Genomic DNA, 19,617 nt, shown 5'->3' on the forward strand with positions numbered 1-19,617 from the left:
CCCCCCCCGGCCGCCGTCGAGGTCCTCGACGGCGACGAACACGCCGCCCGTACCGGTCGGCCCGCCCCGGGTGCCGCCGCCGTCGTCCACGTCGCCGCCGTCCTCCATCTCGTCGAAGTGCAGCACCGCACCGAGCGCGAGCCGGAACGGCGTCGTCGCCGCGGCGGCCTCGCGCATCCGCCGCTCGAGCAGCGCGGGGTCCGCGGCCTCCTCCGGGTAGGCCACGGTCACGTGGGCCGGCGCCCGTGCCACCATGACGGGGTCCCACCGCGTGCGCAGTCGCTCGAGCGGTGCGGCCACCGCGAGCGGCGGGCGCACGGCGACGTGGTGTCGCGCGTCCTCGCTCACGCATGGCTCCCGGCAGGATCGAGCCGTCGGCGCGCCACGTGTCCGTTCGCAGGCGGGGTGAGCGATGTGCGGGTGCTGCACAGGGGGCCGATCTCGATGAGGCTATCGGCGTGCGTCGGCAGCGCGTTCCGCGGAACGCGACTCCGATCGCCGGGCCGTGTCCGCCGGTCGCACTCCTGATCGATCCGGTCCGCATGGGCCATGCTGTCAGCGTGACGGATCTGCGAGTGCGCCGGGGCGTCGGCGACGGGCCCACTGTGCTGTTGCTGCACGGGCTCGGCGCCACCTCCGAGGTGTGGGACGGCGTCGTCGCCGCCCTGGGTGGCGCCTGGGTCGCCCCGGACCTGCCGGGGCACGGTGGCTCGGCGCCGCTGTCGGAGTACACGTTCCCGGCGGTGGCGGACGCCGTCGCCGATCTCGTGGACCCGGAGCGCACGGTCGTCCTCGGACACTCGTTCGGCGGTGTCGTGGGGCTGCACCTGGCGGATCGTCCGGGGGTCCGCGCCGTCGTCGGTCTGGGAATCAAGGTCGCCTGGACGGACGACGAGCTCGCCCGTGCGGCCGCCATGGCCGCGCGTGAGCCCGCGCGGTTCGATACGCGCGCCGAGGCGCTCACCCGGCACCTTCGGCTGTCGGGTCTCGACGGCCTGGTCGCCCCGGACGCGCCGGCCGCGGCCGCCGGCATCGTCGAGGAGGACGGACGGTGGCGGCCGGCGCTCGACCCGCGCGTGTTCGGCGTCGGCGACCCGGAGATGGCGGCGCTGCTGGCCGCCGCATCCGTCCCGGTCGTCCTGGCACGAGGAGAGCACGACCGGATGGTGAGCAGGGCTCAGCTGCGGGCGCTGGTGCCCGACCCGGTCGAGCTGCGCGGGCTCGGACACAACGCGCACGTCGAGGACCCGGCCGCGGTCGCGGCACTGCTCGCACGCTCGCGGCACGATGGAGGGTGACCGACGGGGGAGCAGCATGAGGTTCAGGGCACGCAGGGCGTTCCGGTTCGGTCCCTTCTACATCACCATCGACCAGTCCGGCCGCCGCTCCTACGGCGTCAAGCTCGGCCGCTTCTCGCACAACTTCACGCACCGCACCACGCACATCGACACCCCGGGCCCGGGTGGCCTCGTCCACCGGAACGGCCGCCGCAGACGCCGCTGACACCCCGGCGCCCCGGCCTTCCGGCGGGGCGCCGCAGGGTCGCGGTCAGCGGTAATTCGTGAACTGCAGCGCGATCCCGAAGTCCTTGTTCTTGAGCAGCGCGATCACGGCCTGCAGGTCGTCCTTCTTCTTGCCCGAGACCCGCAGCTGGTCGCCCTGGATCTGGGCCTGCACACCCTTGAGCTTCTCGTCGCGGATGGCCTTGCTGATCGCCTTGGCCTTCTCGGCCTCGATGCCCTGCAGGATCTTGCCGGCGACCTTGTAGGTCTTGCCCGAGAGCACGGGCTCACCCGCCTCGAACGCCTTCAGCGAGATGTTCCGCTTGATCAGCTTCTCCTTGAAGACCTCGACGGCGGCCAGCGCGCGCTCCTCGGTCTCCGACTCGATCGTCACGGCCTCCTCGCCCGCCCACGCGATCGAGGTGCCGGTGCCCCGGAAGTCGAACCGCTGCGAGACCTCCTTGGCCGCCTGGTTCAGGGCGTTGTCGACCTCCTGTCGGTCGACCTTGCTCACCACGTCGAACGACGGGTCTGCCACGGGGTCCTCCTCGTCGACCGGGCCCCTTGCGAAGCCCGGATCATCGCTGTCGTATCCTCTTACCGCGCCACGGCGCACATGGCAGGTTGCCCGAGTGGCCAAAGGGAGCGGACTGTAAATCCGTCGGCTTAGCCTACGAAGGTTCGAATCCTTCACCTGCCACACCCAGGGCGAACGGCCCCTGACCAGCGGAAACGCTGGTCAGGGGCCGTTCTGCTGCGGTCCGGCTGTGTCCGGCCGAGAGCGACCGTCTACGGGTGTCCACGGACGCATCACGGACGCGATCATCAGCCACCTTCCCGAAGCGCCTGCTCGACTCGTCGGCGCACTGCATCGTCCTGACCGGCGATGCACTTGGCGTAGACCCGGAGGAGAACGTCCACGCTGTGGCCGGCCCACGAGGCGACCTGCGGAGCGGGTACGCCCCCGTTGAGCCATGTGGACACTGCGGCATGTCGAAGGTCATACGGCCGGCGAGCGAGCGGTGACGCGGCCTCCTCAGAGGTGAGTGCCGCGGATCAAGGCGCCGCCTCCGGCGGCGCGCGTGGCCGGCCACGCCGGCCACGTCGACTCGCTCCCTACACCTCCGGCCCGGTCGCGGCCGCCGGCGCCGGCTACCCGGCCCGTCCGCAGAGGGGCGCCACAAATCACAGGTCAGTCGATCAGCGCCGCAAGCCAGTCTGCGGTACGCGCGTCAATGTAGTCGGTGTTCCGTCCCCAGACGTCCCCGTGGCCGTCCTTCCACAGCGTCGCCCACGGCTCCGTGCCCGTGCCTGCCCCGTCGGAGAGCAGCTCGTACATGGCCCCGGTGCGTGCTGGCATCAGCTCCACCAGCCGTCGCCGCGCTGCTTCGTCCAGGCCGTAGGCGTCGATAAGAACGCGTAGGCGACGACCCGGGTCGGGACGGGTCCACGTTGGGTCAGCGGTAAGCGGCACGAAGCCATGGGCGGCGTAAGCGAGGTCCCACAGCCGAGTCCCCGGAGCGGCGGTGTCCCAATCGATCAGGCCCCATGAACCGGCCTCCGTGGCGACGACGTTCCAGGGCGCGAGATCGTGGTGGACGATCAGGTCGGCGCCGACGTCTGGGATCACGACCTGCCACTTCGCATCCGCTGGCGGGTTGAACGTCGCGGAAGCGTCGTGGAACTCGCGGATCATTCGTCCGATCTGGGTCAGCGCCTGGTCTGAGTCCAGGAGGTCGTTCCGGTCCGGATGTACCGGCGTGCCCGGTAGGTAGGACAGGACCTCGCGCCCGTGCTCGTCAATGCCAAGGGGTCGAGGCACGTTCCGGAATCCGACGTCGTGCAGGTGGGCAAGCAGAGCCTGGACAGCCACGGTGTGCGGTCCAGCGGGGCGGCGAACGGTATTGCCGATGCGGACCACGCCGGCGGTCACGTTCCCGCCGGAAAGACGCTCTTGTGGCTCCACCCCGGACAGCATGGTCGACATTCAACCTGAGCGCTCCTCGATTGACGGGAAGACCGCGGGCCCTGCCCGCACCCGACACCGCTTCGGAGATCAGGAGGAGTGCGGTGAGGTGGTGATTTCCTCACGGCGCGCCGAGACGGCAGCCAGACCGAGGGGCGGGGCACAAGGCGGGAAGACGTACCTTGCACCCCGCCCCTCGGCCCGGCGGGGACGAGCCCGCGCCGCGAGGAGATCACCACCAGGACCCGGGTTGCGGGGGGCAACGGAACGTCTGTCGCGGACTATGCACGGACGTAGCCGAGGGGTCCGCAATTCCGCCGCAAGTCAGGGCCAGTTTGGCAGCTCTCTGTAAATCCGCCGGCTTAGCCTACGAAGGTTCGAATCCTTCACCTGCCACACCCAGGGCGAACGGCCCCTGACCAGCGAAAACGCTGGTCAGGGGCCGTTTTCGCTGTCAGCCGGCCTCACCGACTCGCTCCGGCCAGCTTCCTGCTGCACATGGAAGGCTCTTGGCGTCCGCGTCATCGCGGCTCGCGTCGATTCCGGAGGGACTCGTGACAGGCAAGATCGACTTCAAGCGGGAGCTGCCGTGCTACACGGCGAAGCGCGACTCACCGCAGGTCACGGACGTGCCGGATCTCCAGTACCTGATGATCGACGGCCACGGCGACCCGAACACGCACGCCTACGGAGCCGCGGTCTCGGCGCTCTACCCCGTCGCCTACAAGCTCAAGTTCGCCAGCAAGAAGCAGCTCGAGCGCGACTACGTCGTGATGCCGCTGGAGGGGCTCTGGTGGGCCGACGACATGGACACCTTCACCACAGCGCGGGACAAGGCACGCTGGGACTGGACCCTCATGGTCATGGTGCCTGGCTGGATCACGGCTGACATGTTCGATGACGCCGTCGAGCAGCTCGGTTCCAAGGAACGCCCTGAGCGCCTGGATGATGTTCGTCTGGAGTCCCTGTCCGAGGGGCGCTGTGTTCAGGCTCTCCACATCGGTACCTTCGACGACGAGGCCGAACTCCTGCGGTACATGCACGAGGAGTTCATTCCCCAGCAGGGCCTCACCATGGTCGGCAAGCACCACGAGATCTACCTCAGCGATCCACGAAGGGTCGAGCCCGCCAAGCTGCGGACCATTCTGCGGCAGCCCGTCACCGACGCCTGAACGATCGCGCCCTCTGCCGGTGAGCGTTCACGCCGGGACCTGCGGCGCCGGCTGCCCCGATGCCCGGTGGTCAGATCCCGGGGTAATCGCCGAGGATCTCCGTGCCGAACGCCTCCGCGAGGGCAGCCAGCCGCTCGGGGTCAGCCAGGAGATCCGCCTCGCCCTCCCGGACGACGGCCTCGAAGAACCGCTGGAGCCCGGATGGGGACACGAGCGTCAGCATGTGCACCGACTTCTCATCCATACGGCGAGCCGCGTCACGGGTGGCCAGGGGTCCGGCCGGGACGGCGACCGTCTCGGGTGCTGTGATCGTTTGCATGGCCGCGTCGACGGTAGCAAGCCGTGGCCGAGCCGTCGGCTCAGTCGAGCACGTACTGCGGCGGGGTAACCGGCCGGGTTGCGCCGCCTCTTGCTCCGGTCCGGCACGCCGTACGGCCGGCCTGCCGACATCCACTCCGAGGCGTCCGCGACCCCAGATGCGCGGCGCACGTGTTACGCCGAGGGAACATGCCCCTGACCGGTGGACCGCCGATGCGGTGAGCGAGCCGTGACATGATGACCTCCGCGCTGTCACAGCGACGAAACACCCGGTTCCAAGACTCGGCCGGCGCGGCAGTGAATGTGTGGTTGCCACCCAGCTGAGGAGAGAAGGCATGTCCTACCTGAACCCGTCCGAGTTCGTCGGCAAGATGATCGACGCCGGTGAGGCCAAGGTCTTCATGTCGACCCGGGACACCGTGATCCGCGCGTACATGGCCGGGGCCATCCTCGCGATGGGAGCGGTGTTCGCGGTCACGATCACCGTGCAGACCGGTCAGCCCCTCCTCGGGGCGCTGCTCTTCCCGGTCGGGTTCTGCATGCTGTACCTGCTGGGGTTCGACCTCCTGACCGGCGTCTTCACCCTGGTTCCCCTGGCCTGGATCGACAAGCGGCCGGGGGTCACCCTGCGCTCGGTCCTGCGCAACTGGGGCCTGGTCTTCGTCGGCAACTTCGCCGGCGCCCTCACCGTCGCGCTCATGATGGCCGTGATCTTCACCTTCGCCTTCACCGTGGACCCGAACGAGATCGGCCAGCAGCTCACCGAGATCGGCCAGCAGCTCACCGAGATCGGCACGTCGCGGACGGTCGGCTACGCCGACCACGGTGCCGCCGGGATGCTGACCCTGTTCATCCGCGGTGTCCTGTGCAACTGGATGGTGTCCACCGGCGTCGTCGCCGCGATGATGTCGACGTCCGTGTCGGGCAAGGTGATCGCGATGTGGATGCCCGTTCTGGTCTTCTTCTACATGGGCTTCGAACACTCGGTCGTGAACATGTTCCTGTTCCCGTCGGGCCTCATGCTCGGCGGCGATTTCTCGGTCGGCGACTACCTCGTCTGGAACGAGATCCCGACCGTGGTCGGCAACCTCGTCGGCGGGCTCACGTTCGTGGGTCTCACGCTGTACGCCACCCACGCTCGTACCGGTGCGAGCCGGCAGCGTCCGGCTGTGGAGACCCCGGCGTTCCCGCCGAGGTGAAAGCCTGACCTGCCGCGGCCGGTCCCGAACGCGTCGCGCCGCTACCCGCTCCCCCGAGCGCCCTCCTCCTCGGGCCACGGATCGACGACCAGGTCCGGCCACTCGCCCCGCCAGCGACGGGCCTTGGCCTCGTACACCCCGCGCGGCGCCAGCCGCGGGTTGGGACGCACCCGTTTGGCGAACAGGTCGTCGTACCCGTGGGGCGCGTACGTGACCAGCTCGTTCGTCCGCTCGCGGCGAAGTCCGAAGCAGCACGTCGTCGAGGCGAAATGGTCGATGGCGTCCGTGGCGCTGCGAAAAGCGATCGCGGGTACGCCGAACCGCTGCTCGTACCAGAGATGCACCCGCGCCTCGTTCCGTACCTCGACGTCGGCGTCGAGATCGCCGAAGAGTGCCGCAGCCTTCCGGATGACCGCGTCCTCCGCCTCGTACGACAGGTTACGGGCGTCGTAGTAGAACAGGTCGTAGTCCTTGATCCCGGTGCCGGGTGGCCGTCCGTCGAGGACGTTCCAGACGGTCTGGAACACCGCTCCGGCCGTCAACCACCAGTCCGGGACGGCGAGCGCCGGCGCGCGCTCCAGGATGGCCACGTTGATCGGGTTCTGCAGTACGGCGGCCAGGAAGTCGGCGCGTCGGGACACGCCCCGATCCTCTCAGCGGCGACCGACGGAGCACCCTCGTGCTTTCGACAGCTTGTCAGATGTGTCACCGGTCCGGCGCCGCCGTCCGACGCCTACAGTTGCCCCGTGTCCGTCTCACGATCCGTCGACGACCTGCTCACGGCCCTGCGCGCCCGCCTCCGCGACGAGAAGAGCCTGCTCGTGGCCTACTCCGGCGGGGTCGACTCGGCGCTCGTCGCCGCGGTCGCCGCCGAGGAGCTCGGCGAGCGGGCCGTGGCCGTCACGGCGGTCTCGGCGAGCCTCGCGCGCAGCGAGCGGAGCGCGGCCCGGGAGTTCGCACGCGGCCGCGGCATCGTCCACGTCGAGGTCTGCACCGACGAGCTGGACCGTCCGGAGTACGTCGCCAACGCGGGGAACCGCTGCTTCCACTGCAAGTCGGCGCTCTTCGACGCGCTCGAGCCGCTCGCCGCGCTGAGCGGGGCGCGCATCGCGCTCGGCACGAACACCGACGACCTGGGCGACCACCGGCCCGGCCAGGCGGCCGCCGCGGCCCGCGGAGCGATCGCGCCGCTGCTGGACGTCGGGTTCGGCAAGGCGGAGGTCCGCGCGGTGAGCGCGGCGCTCGGCCTCGTGACCGCCGAGAAGCCGGCCGCCGCGTGCCTCTCCTCGCGCGTGGCCTACGGCGACCCCGTCACCGCCGAGGTGCTGGAGCGCATCGAGCGGGCCGAGGAGGCCGTGCGCGCCTTCGGGTTCGCCGTCTGCCGGGTCCGCGCCCACGGTGCCGGCGCGGTCGCGCGGGTCGAGGTGCCGGCCGAGGACGTGCCGCGGGCCGCGGAGCTGCGCGCCGAGCTGGACGCGGGCGTGCGCGCCGCGGGCTTCGAGTTCTGTGCGCTGGACCTGCAGGGTTTCGCGAGTGGCCGGATGAACGTCCTGCTCGGCATGCCCACCCCGATGGCGGGCACCGCCCGATGACGGAGAAGGGCTTCGAGGACCTCGGCTACGCGAAGGCCGACACCGACCGCGAGTCCCGCCTCGGCATGCCCGAGGTGGTGTACGGCCCCGGCAAGACGTCCGAGCACATCATCGGTGTGGTCGGCGCGCTGCTGGCCGCGAACGACGGCCCGGTGTTGGTGACCCGGGTCGAGGCGGACGTCGCCGCTGCCGTCGGCGACGCGGTGCCCGAGGGCACCTACGACGCCGCGGCCCGGCTGCTGGTCTGGCGGCCCGCCCCGCCGCGCACGTTCCGCGTGGCGGTGGTGTCCGCGGGCACCTCGGACTGGCCGGTCGCCGCCGAGGCGGCCGCGGTGGCCAGGGCTATCGGGCTGGACGTCCGCGAGCTGCGCGACGTCGGCGTGGCCGGCGTGCACCGGCTGCTCGCCGAGCTCCCCGAGCTGCACGCCGCCCACGCCGTCATCTGCATCGCCGGGATGGAGGGGGCCCTGCCGAGCGTCGTCGGCGGGCTCGTCGGTTGCCCGGTGATCGCGGTGCCCACGTCCGTCGGCTACGGCGCGACCCTGCAGGGGATGACCCCGCTGCTCGCGATGCTCAGCTCGTGCGCCCCGGGGCTCGTGGTCGTGAACATCGACTCCGGCTTCGGGGCCGCCGTGGCGGCGCACCGGATGGCGCACGGAAAATGATCATCTGGCTCAACCCGTTCAGCGGGATCTCGGGAGACATGCTGCTCGGCGCGCTGCTCGACCTCGGCGCGCCCCTCGACGGGGTGCGCGCGGCCGTGGCGAGCACCGGCCTGACCGGGTGGACGCTCGACGCCGAGCGCGTCACCCGCGCCGGCGTGTCCGCCACCCGGGCCGTCGTCACGGTCGACGACGACGCCACCGAACGGCACGCCACCGAGCTGCTCGCGCACGTCGAGCGGGCGGACGCGGAGCTCGCCGCCCGCGCCGTTCGGATGATCGCGGACGTCGAGGCCGGCATCCACGGCTCCGACCCCGCCGAGGTGCACCTGCACGAGATCGGCGGCCTCGACACGGTCGTCGACACCGTGGGCGTGGCGGCGGCGCTGCGGCTCCTCGGCGTCACCGAGGTGCACTGCGGACCGGTCGCGCTCGGCAGCGGCACCGTCGCGACCCGGCACGGCGTCCTCCCGGTGCCCGCCCCCGCCACCGCGGCGCTGCTGGCCGCCGCGGGGGCCCCGGTGACCGGCGCCGGGACCGGGGAGACGGTCACGCCGACGGGGGCGGCCCTGCTCGTCGCGGCGGATGCGCGCTTCGGCCCGGTCCCGGCGATGACCCTGCAGCGGGTCGGCTACGGCGCGGGCGGCCGGGACCCGGCCGACCGGGCCAACGTGCTGCAGGCGCTGCTCGGGGCGCCGGTCGGCGCCTCCGCCGCGATGACCGTGCTCGAGACCAACGTCGACGACGTCACCGGCGAGGTGCTCGGCCACCTCGTCGGCAGGCTGCTCGACGCTGGTGCGGCGGACGCCTGGCTCACCCCGATCGTCATGAAGAAGGGCAGGCCGGCGCACACCGTGCACGTGCTCGTCGCGCCCGAGCACGCGCCCGACTGCGAGCGGATCGTGCTCGAGGAGACCGGCAGTCTCGGCGTGCGGCGCGGCACGGTGAACCGGATGGCGCTGCCCCGCCGGACGAGCACGGTCGACGTGGACGGGCAGCCGGTGCGGGTCAAGCACGGTCCCTGGGGTGCGAAGCCCGAGCACGACGACGTGGCCGCGGCCGCCGCCGCGCTCGGCCTGCCGCTGCGGGAGGTCGCCCGTCGGGCATTGGTCACTCCGCTGATATCAGAGGACCGTTGACGTCGGACGTTTGGCGACATAGCCTCGAAGCTCAACCCGCACGTCACGACGGAGGTCCTCGGTAGCAGTGGCTCCCGCCGGCGCCGTCCGCCGTCTGGCCGTCCTCGCCGACGACCTGACCGGCGCAGCCGATGCCGCAGCCCCGTTCGCCGCTCGCGGTCTCTCCGTGTCCGTCGCACTGGAGCCGAAGCGCCCACTGCCGGACGTCGACGTGCTGGCGCTGCTCACCGACAACCGCTGGCGCCCCGCCGCGGAGGCGGCCGAGCGCACGCGCGCCGCCGTCGCCCATATCCGCGAGCACCGGCCGGACCTGCTGTTCGTCAAGATCGATTCGACGTTGCGCGGCCGGGTGCACGACGACGTCGCGGTCGCGTTGGACGCCTGGGCCGCCGGCCCCGCCCTCGCCACCCCGGCGTTCCCCGCGCAGGGCCGCGCGGTCCGCGACGGGGCGCTGCTCGTGCACGGGGAGACCACCGTGCCGCGCGTCCGGGACCGCTTCCCGGACGGCGTCGAGGTGCTCGACGCCGGCACCGACGCCGAGCTGATCGCGATCGCCCACCGGATCCTCGACGCCCGCGCGCTCGCCGTCGGCTCCGGTGGCCTGTCCCGCGCGCTCGCCGAGGTGCTCGTCCCCACGCCTCACCCGCCCCGGCGGCCCGACCCGGCCACCGGTGTGCTGCTCGCCGTCGGTACCCCACACCCCACCACGCAGGCCCAGGTGGGCCGCCTGCTCGCGGCAGGCGCGCAGCTGGTGACCCTCGGCCGGGACGCCGACCCCGCAGCGGCGGCCACCGCCGCCCTGCGCGACGGCGGCCGGGTCGTGCTGACCTGCCACGTCGACGGCGAGGTGGAGCCGGACAGCCCCCGCGCCGCGGCGCTGGCCGACGACCTGGCCACCGTCGTCGGCGCCGTCCTGGCCGCCGCCCCGGCGGCCGGGCTCGTGCTCACCGGGGGCGCCACCGCACTGGCCGTCACCACCGCGCTGGGCGCAGCCGAGATCCGCCTGCGCTCGGAGGTTGCCCCGGGCATGCCGCTCGGTGGGATGGTGGTGGGGGACCGGCGGATCCCGGTGGTGACCAAGTCGGGCGGGTTCGGCGCCCCCGACGCACTCTGCCGCGCCGCCGACGCACTGGAGGAGTAGTCCATGACGCCCTTGCTCGGCCTGACCGTCGGCGACCCGGCCGGCATCGGCCCCGAGATCACGTTGAAGGTCGCGCGGGACCCCCGGGTCGCCGTCGCGCGGATCCTCGCGATCGGCAGCCTCGAGGCGCTGCGGGCCGCCACGGAGATCGTTCCGGACGCCCCGGAGCTGCGCGAGGTGGCCTCGCCCGCCGAGGCCCGCTTCGAGCCCGGCACGCTCGACGTGCTGACCGTCCCGTCCGACGTCGCCGTTGCGCTGGGACGGGTCTCCGCCGAGGCCGGGAAGATCGCCTTCGACGGCGTCGAGCGGGCCGTCGCGCTGGCCGTCGCCGGTGAGATCGACGGGATCGTCACCGCGCCCCTGAACAAGGAGGCCATCGCATTGGCCGGGCACCCCTACCCGGGGCACACCGAGATCCTCGCGGAGCTCACCGGCACCAAGGACTTCGCGATGATGCTCACGGCGCTCAAGCTGCGGGTGGTGCACGTGACCACGCACGTCGGCATCCGGAAGATGCTGGAGAAGGTCACGACCGAGCGCGTGCTCACCACGATCCGCCTCGCCGACCGGGCGCTGCGCGACATGGGCATCGAAGCCCCGTCGGTGGGCGTCGCCGGGCTCAACCCGCACGCGGGCGAGGGCGGCCTCTTCGGCGACGAGGAGGCGAAGGTGATCAGCCCGGCGATCGAGCAGGCCAAGGCCGACGGCATCGACGCCACCGGCCCGTGGCCCGCCGACACGCTCTTCGGCCGGGCCGTCGCCGGCGACTTCGACGTCGCGATCGCGATGTTCCACGACCAGGGGCACATCGCGGTGAAGGTGCTCGGTTTCGAGACCGGTGTGAACGCCACCATCGGGCTCCCGATCGTCCGCACGAGCGTCGACCACGGCACCGCGTTCGACATCGCCGGCACCGGCACGGCGGGTGCCGACAGCCTCGTCGAGGCCATCACCGTCGGGGCTGCGATGGCGCAGGCCCGCATCGCCGCCAGGGAGGCATCGTGAGCACCAATCTCGGTCCGTTCGAGGCCGTCCGGGACCTGCGCTTCGACGCCCCGTTCCCGCGGCTGTTGCCCGTCCGGCAGGACTTCGACGGCACCCGCGTCACCGACGTGGCGGCGGCGACCGCGCAGGCGCTCGAGCCGCTGCGGGCGCGGGTGCGCCCGGGGATGAGCGTGGCAATCACGGCGGGCAGCCGCGGCATCCACGACAAGCCTGCGGTGGTTCGGGCGGCGGGTGAGTGGCTGCGCTCGGTCGGCGCCGAGCCGTTCGTCGTACCCGCGATGGGCTCGCACGGCGGCGCCACGGCCGAGGGTCAGGTGCAGATGCTCGCCGACCTCGGGATGACGCAGGAGTCCCTCGGCATGCCGATCCACGCCACGATGGAGACGGTCGAGATCGACCGGCTCCCGAACGGCCCGGCGGTGCACCTGGACGCCAACGCCGCGAAGGCCGACGGGATCCTCGCGGTCAACCGGATCAAGGCGCACACCGACTTCCAGGGCGAGATCGAGAGCGGCCTCGCCAAGATCATCGCCATCGGCCTGGGCAAGCAGCGCGGCGCCGAGGGCATCCACATCTACGGGCCGGCCAACCTCGGGGTCTGGATCCCGCCGATCGCGAAGCGGGTCGTCGAGACCGGCAAGGTGCTGGGCGGCCTCGCGATCATCGAGAACGCCTACGACCGCGCCGCACGGATCGAGCTGGTCGAGGGCGGCGACATCGGTGGACCGGCCGAGGCCGAGCTGCTGCTGGACGCCAAGCGCCGGGTGGCCACGCTGCCGTTCGACGACATCGACGTCGCGGTGATCGACACGATGGGCAAGAACTTCTCCGGCGCCGGCATGGACACCAACGTCATCGGCCGGATGATGATCCGCGGCAGCGCCGAGTTCGAGCGCCCGCGCATCACGAACATCGCCGTGCTCGACCTCAGCGACGTCTCGCACGGCAACGCCGTCGGTCTCGGGCTCGCCGACTTCGTGCCGTTCCGCCTGATCGAGAAGGTGGACCTGCGCTACACCTACATCAACGCGATGACCTCCGGGCTGGGCGGCCCGCAGCGCGGCCAGATCCCGATGGCGATGCCCGACGACCGCAGCACGGTGGCCGCCGCGATCGTCACCTGCGGGCGGGCCGATCTCGACCGTGTGTCGCTGGTGCGCATGCGCAACACGCTCGACCTGGAGCACCTCCTGGTCTCGGAGTCGCTGCGGGACCAGGTGGAGGCCGACCCGCACCTGGAGATCACGGGCGAAGCGGTTCCGATGGGATTCGACGACGAAGGGCGGCTGCAGCCGTGGGACTGAGCGGAGCTGGCGGAGCGAACATGAATGCTGATGGCGGTCTCGGTGTGCAGCTGCACGCCGCGGACAACGTGCTGGTGGCCTCCCGCGAGCTGGCCGAGGGCACGGCCGCCAACGACTTCACCGTCCGCAAGGACGTGCCGCGCGGGCACAAGGTCGCGACCGCCCCGATCGCGGCGGGCGAGCCCGTCCGCAAGTACAACCAGATCATCGGGTTCGCGACGGAGGACATCGCCCCCGGCGACCACGTGCACACGCACAACGTCGAGTTCAAGGCGTTCGAGCGCGACTACGCGTTCGGCGCCGACGTGACCGAGATCGAGATGGTGCCCGAGAACGAGCGGGCGACGTTCGAGGGGATCGTGCGGGCCGACGGTCAGGTCGCCACGCGCAACTACCTCGGCATCCTCACGTCCGTGAACTGCTCGGCCACCACGGCCAAGCTGATCGCCGACCAGTTCCGCCGCCCGGGGCTGCTCGACGAGTTCCCGAACGTCGATGGCGTCGTGGCGCTCACCCACGGCACCGGCTGCGGCATGGCGAGCTCCGGCGACGGCTTCGACGTCCTGCAGCGCACGCTCACCGGCTACGCCGAGCACCCCAACTTCGCCGGCTTCCTGCTCCTGGGCCTGGGCTGCGAGGTCAACCAGGTGAAGGGCCTGGTCGAGAAGTGGAAGCTCGACGGCTCCACGCTCGTGCAGAGCATGCTCATCCAGGAGGAGGGCGGCACGGCGGCGACCGTCCGCGCGGGCGTCGCCGCGCTGCGCGAGATGCTGCCGGTCGTCAACCAGGTGAGCCGCACGACGGTGCCCGCGAGCGAGCTCGTGCTCGGGCTGAACTGCGGCGGCTCGGACGCCTACTCCGGGATCACCGCGAACCCGGCGCTGGGCGCCGCCGTCGACATCCTGGTGCGCCACGGCGGCACCGCGATCCTCGGCGAGACCCCGGAGATCTACGGGGCCGAGCACCTGCTCACCCGGCGCGCGGTCACCCGCGAGGTCGGCGACAAGCTGGTCGACCTCATCAAGTGGTGGGAGAAGTACACCGCCGACAACCAGGGCTCGATGGACAACAACCCGTCACCGGGCAACAAGGCGGGTGGGCTCACCACGATCCTGGAGAAGTCGCTGGGCGCCGTGGCCAAGGGCGGCACGACGAACCTCACCGGCGTGTACAAGTACGCGGAGAAGGTCACCGCCAAGGGCTTCACGTTCATGGACACGCCCGGCTACGACCCGGTGTCGGTCACCGGCATCGTGGCGGGCGGCGCCAACGTCATGTGCTTCACCACCGGACGCGGCTCGGTGCTCGGCTGCAAGCCGACCCCCAGCCTGAAGCTCGCCACGAACAGCGAGATGTACCGGCGCATGTCCGAGGACATGGACCTCAACTGCGGCGTGATCATGGACGGCGAGGCGACCGTGCAGGAGGTCGGCGAGCGGCTGTTCCGGCTGATCCTCGACACCGCGTCCGGCCGGAAGACGCTGAGCGAGGAGCTGGGCTTCGGCCAGGAGGAGTTCGTCCCGTGGCAGCTCGGCGCGGTGATGTGACGGTGCGCGACGCACTCGACTTCCGCGGCCAGGTCGTCCTGGTCACGGGGGCGGGCGGAGGGATCGGCGCCGCCGTGGCGCAGGGTTTCGGCAGCTGCGGTGCGCATGTGGTCGTGCACTACAACAGCAACGCCGAGGGCGCCGAGAAGGTCGCGGGCGCCGTCCGGGAGGCGGGCGGCACCGCGTCCACGGCGCCGGCCGACCTCACCCGCCCCGCCGCCGCGTCCGACCTCGTCGACGCCGTCGTCGCCGAGCACGGGCGCCTGGACGTCCTCGTGAACAACGCAGGCGACATGGTGCTCCGGGTGCCGGTCGCCGAGATGTCCGACGAGGACTACGCCCGCGTCCTGGACGTCAACCTGACGTCCGCCTTCGCCACCTCCCGCCGGGCGATCCCCGTGATGCAGCGTCAGGGCGGCGGCGCGATCGTCAACGTCACGTCGGTCGCCGCGCGCAACGGCGGCGGCGGCCGGTCGGTCGTGTACGCCACCGCGAAGGGCGCGGTCAGCACGTTCACTCGCGGGCTCGCGAAGGAGCTCGCGCGGGACGGGATCCGCGTCAACGCCGTCGCGCCGGGCATCATCACCACGCCCATCCACGACCGGCACACGCCGCCGGAGCTGCTGGAGCAGCTCGTCGGCGGCATCCCGATGGGCCGGGCGGGCACCCCCGACGAGTGCGTCGGCGCGGTGCTCTTCCTCGCCTCGCCCGTCCTGAGCGGCTACGTGACCGGCCAGGTGATCGAGGTCAACGGCGGGCAGCTCACCCCATGACAGGAACGATCGGAGACCCCGGCATGACCAGCGACCAGCCACGCCGCCTGCGCAGCCAGGCGTGGTTCGACAACCCGGAGAACCCGGGGATGACCGCCCTGTACATCGAGCGGTACATGAACTGGGGCCTCACGCGGGAGGAGCTGCAGTCCGGCAAGCCGATCATCGGCATCGCGCAGACCGGCTCGGACCTCTCCCCGTGCAACCGGCACCACCTCGGCCTGGCCGAGCGGGTGCGCGAGGGGATCCGGGAGATGGGCGCCATCGCGTTCGAGTTCCCGGTGCACCCCATCCAGGAGACGGGCAAGCGGCCCACCGCCGCGCTGGACCGCAACCTCGCCTACCTGGGCCTGGTCGAGGTGCTCTACGGCTACCCGCTCGACGGCGTGGTGCTGACGACCGGCTGTGACAAGACCACGCCTGCCTGTCTGATGGCGGCCGCCACCGTGAACATCCCCGCGATCGTGCTGTCCGGCGGGCCGATGCTCAACGGCTGGTACAACGGCGAGCGCACCGGCTCCGGCACGATCGTCTGGAAGGCCCGCGAGATGCTCGCCGCCGGCGAGATCGACGAGGCCGAGTTCGTCGAGCTGGTGGCGTCCTCGGCGCCGTCGCCGGGGCACTGCAACACGATGGGCACCGCGTCCACGATGAACGCGCTCGCCGAGTCGCTGGGGATGAGCCTGCCGGGCTGCTCCGCGATCCCGGCGCCGCACCGGGACCGCTCGCGGATGGCCTACCAGACCGGCCGGCGGATCGTCGAGATGGTGCACGAGGACCTCAAGCCGTCGGACATCATGACGCGCGAGGCGTTCGAGAACGCCATCGTCGTCAACTCGGCGATCGGCGGCTCCACCAACGCGCCCATCCACATCACCGCGATCGCCCGGCACATGGGCGTCGACCTGCCGATGGACGACTGGCAGCGGCTCGGGCTCACCGTCCCGCTGATCGTCGACCTGCAGCCGGCGGGCAAGTACCTCGGCGAGGAGTTCCACCGCGCCGGTGGCGTGCCCGCGGTCGTCCACGAGCTGATGGAGCACGGGCTGATCCGCGAGGACGCCCGCACGGTCAACGGCAGCACGATCGGTGAGAACTGCCGTACCGCGGTCGCCGGCGACCGGGATGTGATCCGGACGTTCGACAATGCACTGGTCGGCGACGCCGGCTTCCTCGTGCTGAAGGGCAACCTCTTCGACTGCGCGATCATGAAGACCAGCGTGATCTCGGACGAGTTCCGCGAGCGCTACCTCTGCGACCCCGAGCACCCGAACGTGCTGGAGGGGCGCGCGATCGTCTTCGACGGGCCGGAGGACTACCACCACCGCATCGAGGACCCCGAGCTGAAGATCGACGAGAACTGCCTGCTGTTCGTCCGGGGCGCCGGCCCGCTCGGCTACCCGGGCGCGGCCGAGGTGGTGAACATGCAGCCGCCCGCCGAGCTGATCAAGCGCGGGGTGCACGCGCTGCCGTGCATCGGCGACGGCCGCCAGTCCGGCACGTCGGGCTCGCCGTCGATCCTCAACGCCTCGCCCGAGGCGGCGGCGGGCGGCGGCCTCGCGCTGCTGCAGACCGGCGACCGGGTCCGGATCGACCTGAACGCCGGCACGGCCGACATCCTGCTGTCCGAGGAGGAGCTGGCCGAGCGCCGCAGGGCGCTCGAGGAGGCGGGCGGCTACCCGGTCCCCGCGTCCCAGACGCCCTGGCAGGAGATCCAGCGCTCCATGGTCGACCAGCTCTCGGGCGGCATGGTGCTCAAGCCCGCCGTCGCCTACCAGCGCGTCGCGCAGAGCATGGGCGTGCCGCGCGACAACCACTGATCCGCGGCGCTGCGTGCTCCGGGTACGCGGCCCGGCCTCCTGAAGGGGCCGGGCCGCACCTGTGTCCGGGGTGCCGGTCGCCTTGCAAATGTCTGACGAGCGGGCCGCAGCTGCCCCTCGCGGCTAACAGCGATCCCTACGGCAGCGATTCACCACCCGCTGCGTGCCGCAGGCCGGCAGGTGCCGCCACGCGCAGGTCGACCCGGAAGGACGGACGGTCATGGGTGGTGGGCCCCGGCGCGGCCGGAAGGTCGTGAGGTGGCTGGTGGGCGTGTTCGTGGGACTGACGGTGATCGGGTGGATCTCCGATCCCGACTCGCCGCCGACGCAGGAGGCGGCGTCCGCATCGGGGCTGCACGCGTCGGAGATCGGGACGACCGACAGCCGCTCCTCGGTCGCGGTGCCCTCCGGTGCGACGTCCTCCGGAGCCGGAGCCGGAGCCGGCGGCGCCGGCGACGTCGTGACGGTCACCAGGGTGATCGACGGAGACACCTTCGAAGTGGCCGGCGGACGGACCGTACGCGTGCTGGGCATCGACGCATGCGAGGCCGGCACCGACGCGGGCACGCACGCCACCCGGTACGCCGAGGGCGTGCTGTCGGGGGCGTCGGTGACGCTGCGCTCCGAACCCGGTGTCGACACGGACGAACACGGCCGGCAGCTGCGCTACGTCACCACTCCGCGCGTGGGCGACTTCGGCGAGTACATGGTCCCCGCCGGCCACACCGCGGTCTACGACGGGCCCAACGACGCATCCCCGGCGTACCTGTCGACGCTGCGGGCGCTCGACGCGAACGGCCGCGTCTGCGAGGACGCGCCTCCTCCGCCGCCCGTGGACACGGCCGATGACGACGCGCGTGCGCTCTCATCGGGCTCGGAAGGCCGGCCGGCCCCGGATCCCGCGCCGCAGCCGACACGATCCGATCGGGACTGCGCCGACTTCGCCACCCAGGCCGACGCCCAGGCGGCGCTCGCCCCCGGCGACCCCGAACGGCTGGACGCCGACAACGACGGAATCGCGTGTGAGAGCTCCTTCGGCGAACCCGCTTCCGCTCCCGAGCCGGCGCCGGCACCCGAGCAGGGCTCGAACTGCCACCCGAGCTACGAGCCGTGTGTTCCGGACGGACCGGACCTCGACTGCGGGGACATCGGGCACCAGGTGAAGGTCGTCGGACCGGATGAGTACCGGCTCGACGGCAATGACAACGACGGGAAGGGTTGCGAGAGCTACGCCTAGCCCGTGCCCGATCAGCGCTGCGACGATCGGGCTGCTTCCTGCTCGGCGCCTGTGTGAGATCGCGGGGGCTTCCGCGCCGGACGCCGTTCGCCTAAGGTTCGCGATCGTTCACTCCTCTGAGTGAACGATCGCCTACTCCTGGCAACGACGACGGGAAAGGCCACCCCTTTCGATGAAGTTCCGACTGCGCGCGCTGGCGGCCATCGCCCTCGGCACGTTCACCATGCTGGGTCTCGCGGCCGCCCCCGCCGCCGCGATCACACCGCCGATCCCCGATGGCGAAGGACACCCCCAACGTCGGGATCACGCTGTTCTACACGCCGGAGGGCCTGTTCCGGTGCTCCGCGACGCTGGCCAGCCCCACCGTGCTGATCACCGCGGCGCACTGCACCGACGGTGTGATCGGGCAAGACGATCGTCACCTTCGACACCAACCTCGAGGACAACACTCCGGTCGTCCCGCAGGCCGATGATCCCGCTGTCGGGTACCAGGACCCGCCGGACCCCTGGCTCACGGGCACCCCGCACACCCACCCGCAGTACTCGAACTTCACCGACCTGGACAACTGGAACGACGTCGGCGTGGTCGTCCTGGACGAGCCGGTGACGGGCATCGCACCGGCCAGGCTCGCCCCGCTCGGCTATCTGGAGCAGTTCGCACCGCCGACCCTGCACAAGACCGACTTCACCCTCGTCGGGTACGGCACGCACGTCGCCAAGCCGGAGGACGGTCCGCAGCGGCCCGAGCCCATGTCGCGGCCCCTGATCCGGCGGGTCACCACCTCGCCCGGGCAGAAGCTGACCGACCAGATCCTGCAGCTCAACGGCAACCCGAACGACCAGCACGGCGGCGGGGGCACCTGCTTCGGTGACTCCGGCGGCCCGGCCTTCCTGAACGACTACCTGGTGGCCGACACCAGCTACACCCGCAACCAGTTCTGCCGCTACCTCGGCGGATACCAGCGCCTCGACATCCCCGTGGTGCAGGACTGGCTCGCCGAGTTCGGGATCCACCCGGCAGCCTGAGCACACTCCCGTCGCGGCCCGGCCTCGTCATCGGGGCCGGGCCTTGCGTCGTTCCTGCCTCGCAGGTAACTATTCGTGTCTCGAATACGCTTAGAGCGTGTCCCGTGGATCATGCGGGTCGGCTGCGGTAGATCTCTTCTGTGCTTGATCGCCACGACTTGACCGACGCGGAGTGGGCACGGCTGGAGCCGTTGCTGCCCGACCGGACACCGCG

At 71.6% G+C, this 19,617-nt stretch carries 20 protein-coding genes, 1 tRNA gene and 1 pseudogene; 16 read left to right on the forward strand and 6 right to left on the reverse strand.

Features of this window, described 5'->3' with window-relative positions:
• The coding region (locus KME75_RS28240; protein ID WP_219417930.1) for a 2'-5' RNA ligase family protein at positions 1-348 on the reverse strand (348 nt) is incomplete at its 3' end.
• 212 nt (positions 349-560) lie between these two features.
• On the opposite strand from KME75_RS28240, the gene KME75_RS28245 reads away from it, so the two are divergent.
• Both KME75_RS28245 and KME75_RS28250 read left to right on the forward strand, forming a co-directional pair.
• Entirely contained in the window at positions 561-1,298 is a 738-nt protein-coding gene (locus KME75_RS28245; RefSeq protein WP_308283156.1) for an alpha/beta fold hydrolase, read from the forward strand.
• A 16-nt stretch (positions 1,299-1,314) separates the two neighbouring features.
• Positions 1,315-1,503, forward strand: a complete 189-nt coding sequence (locus KME75_RS28250) for a DUF4236 domain-containing protein (RefSeq protein ID WP_219417932.1) — start codon at positions 1,315-1,317, stop codon at positions 1,501-1,503.
• A 45-nt stretch (positions 1,504-1,548) separates the two neighbouring features.
• Here KME75_RS28250 and KME75_RS28255 read toward each other — a convergent pair whose 3' ends face one another.
• Positions 1,549-2,040, reverse strand: coding sequence for a YajQ family cyclic di-GMP-binding protein (locus tag KME75_RS28255; protein WP_219417933.1), 492 nt, complete (start codon positions 2,038-2,040; stop codon positions 1,549-1,551).
• Between the two features lie 80 nt (positions 2,041-2,120).
• Here KME75_RS28255 and KME75_RS28260 point away from each other — a divergent pair.
• Positions 2,121-2,202 (forward strand) — tRNA-Tyr (locus KME75_RS28260).
• Between the two features lie 125 nt (positions 2,203-2,327).
• Here the strand turns inward: KME75_RS28260 and KME75_RS43780 are convergent.
• Both KME75_RS43780 and KME75_RS28265 read right to left on the reverse strand, forming a co-directional pair.
• A pseudogene (locus KME75_RS43780) lies at positions 2,328-2,552 on the reverse strand (tyrosine-type recombinase/integrase); the annotation flags it as partial.
• Positions 2,553-2,694: 142 nt separating this feature from the next.
• Positions 2,695-3,489, reverse strand: a complete 795-nt coding sequence (locus KME75_RS28265; protein ID WP_219417934.1) for a phosphotransferase enzyme family protein — start codon at positions 3,487-3,489, stop codon at positions 2,695-2,697.
• A gap of 533 nt (positions 3,490-4,022) precedes the next feature.
• Here KME75_RS28265 and KME75_RS28270 point away from each other — a divergent pair.
• The gene (locus KME75_RS28270) at positions 4,023-4,640 is read left to right on the forward strand and encodes a GyrI-like domain-containing protein (RefSeq protein ID WP_219417935.1); all 618 of its coding nucleotides are present in this window, start codon (positions 4,023-4,025) and stop codon (positions 4,638-4,640) included.
• Between the two features lie 70 nt (positions 4,641-4,710).
• Here KME75_RS28270 and KME75_RS28275 read toward each other — a convergent pair whose 3' ends face one another.
• The gene (locus tag KME75_RS28275; RefSeq protein WP_219417936.1) at positions 4,711-4,959 is read right to left on the reverse strand and encodes a hypothetical protein; all 249 of its coding nucleotides are present in this window, start codon (positions 4,957-4,959) and stop codon (positions 4,711-4,713) included.
• 334 nt (positions 4,960-5,293) lie between these two features.
• Between KME75_RS28275 and KME75_RS28280 the strand changes: the two genes are divergently transcribed.
• Positions 5,294-6,157 carry a formate/nitrite transporter family protein gene (locus KME75_RS28280; protein WP_219417937.1) on the forward strand — a complete coding sequence of 288 codons (864 nt, stop codon included), beginning with the start codon at positions 5,294-5,296 and terminating at the stop codon, positions 6,155-6,157.
• 41 nt (positions 6,158-6,198) lie between these two features.
• On the opposite strand, the gene KME75_RS28285 is transcribed toward KME75_RS28280, so the two are convergent.
• Positions 6,199-6,798 (reverse strand): nucleotidyltransferase family protein, encoded by a 600-nt coding sequence (locus tag KME75_RS28285; protein WP_219417938.1) that lies wholly within the window; start codon positions 6,796-6,798, stop codon positions 6,199-6,201.
• A gap of 105 nt (positions 6,799-6,903) precedes the next feature.
• Here KME75_RS28285 and larE point away from each other — a divergent pair, with 105 nt between their 5' ends.
• The 11 genes from larE (at position 6,904) to KME75_RS28340 (ending at position 19,403) form a co-directional block, all read left to right on the forward strand.
• Positions 6,904-7,749, forward strand: a complete 846-nt coding sequence (gene larE, locus KME75_RS28290) for an ATP-dependent sacrificial sulfur transferase LarE (protein WP_219417939.1) — start codon at positions 6,904-6,906, stop codon at positions 7,747-7,749.
• On the forward strand, positions 7,746-8,414 hold the full coding sequence (larB, locus tag KME75_RS28295; protein WP_219417940.1) for a nickel pincer cofactor biosynthesis protein LarB: 669 nt from the start codon (positions 7,746-7,748) through the stop codon (positions 8,412-8,414). The genes larE and larB overlap by 4 nt, the downstream gene beginning before the upstream one ends.
• Positions 8,411-9,550 carry a nickel pincer cofactor biosynthesis protein LarC gene (gene larC / locus KME75_RS28300; RefSeq protein WP_219417941.1) on the forward strand — a complete coding sequence of 380 codons (1,140 nt, stop codon included), beginning with the start codon at positions 8,411-8,413 and terminating at the stop codon, positions 9,548-9,550. Before larB ends, larC begins: the two co-directional genes overlap by 4 nt.
• 67 nt (positions 9,551-9,617) lie before the next feature.
• Complete coding sequence (locus KME75_RS28305) at positions 9,618-10,691, forward strand: four-carbon acid sugar kinase family protein (protein WP_219417942.1); 1,074 nt, start codon at positions 9,618-9,620, stop codon at positions 10,689-10,691.
• A gap of 3 nt (positions 10,692-10,694) precedes the next feature.
• Complete coding sequence (pdxA, locus tag KME75_RS28310; RefSeq protein WP_219417943.1) at positions 10,695-11,696, forward strand: 4-hydroxythreonine-4-phosphate dehydrogenase PdxA; 1,002 nt, start codon at positions 10,695-10,697, stop codon at positions 11,694-11,696.
• Positions 11,693-13,000 (forward strand): nickel pincer cofactor-dependent isomerase, group 22, encoded by a 1,308-nt coding sequence (locus KME75_RS28315; protein WP_219417944.1) that lies wholly within the window; start codon positions 11,693-11,695, stop codon positions 12,998-13,000. The genes pdxA and KME75_RS28315 overlap by 4 nt, the downstream gene beginning before the upstream one ends.
• Before the next feature lie 20 nt (positions 13,001-13,020).
• On the forward strand, positions 13,021-14,547 hold the full coding sequence (locus KME75_RS28320) for a UxaA family hydrolase (RefSeq protein WP_219417945.1): 1,527 nt from the start codon (positions 13,021-13,023) through the stop codon (positions 14,545-14,547).
• Positions 14,523-15,320, forward strand: a complete 798-nt coding sequence (locus tag KME75_RS28325; protein WP_219417946.1) for an SDR family NAD(P)-dependent oxidoreductase — start codon at positions 14,523-14,525, stop codon at positions 15,318-15,320. The genes KME75_RS28320 and KME75_RS28325 overlap by 25 nt, the downstream gene beginning before the upstream one ends.
• Before the next feature lie 23 nt (positions 15,321-15,343).
• A complete protein-coding gene (locus KME75_RS28330) occupies positions 15,344-17,140 on the forward strand; it encodes an IlvD/Edd family dehydratase (RefSeq protein ID WP_219417947.1) in 1,797 nt (598 codons plus the stop codon).
• A 265-nt stretch (positions 17,141-17,405) separates the two neighbouring features.
• Positions 17,406-18,377: a thermonuclease family protein gene (locus KME75_RS46155; protein ID WP_308283157.1), complete on the forward strand. Its 972-nt coding sequence runs from the start codon at positions 17,406-17,408 to the stop codon at positions 18,375-18,377.
• 414 nt (positions 18,378-18,791) lie between these two features.
• Complete coding sequence (locus KME75_RS28340) at positions 18,792-19,403, forward strand: trypsin-like serine protease (protein WP_219417949.1); 612 nt, start codon at positions 18,792-18,794, stop codon at positions 19,401-19,403.
• The last annotated feature ends 214 nt before the right edge of the window (positions 19,404-19,617 follow it).

The sequence above is a fragment of the Pseudonocardia nigra genome, from assembly GCF_019396355.1.
Taxonomy (GTDB): domain Bacteria; phylum Actinomycetota; class Actinomycetes; order Mycobacteriales; family Pseudonocardiaceae; genus Pseudonocardia; species Pseudonocardia nigra.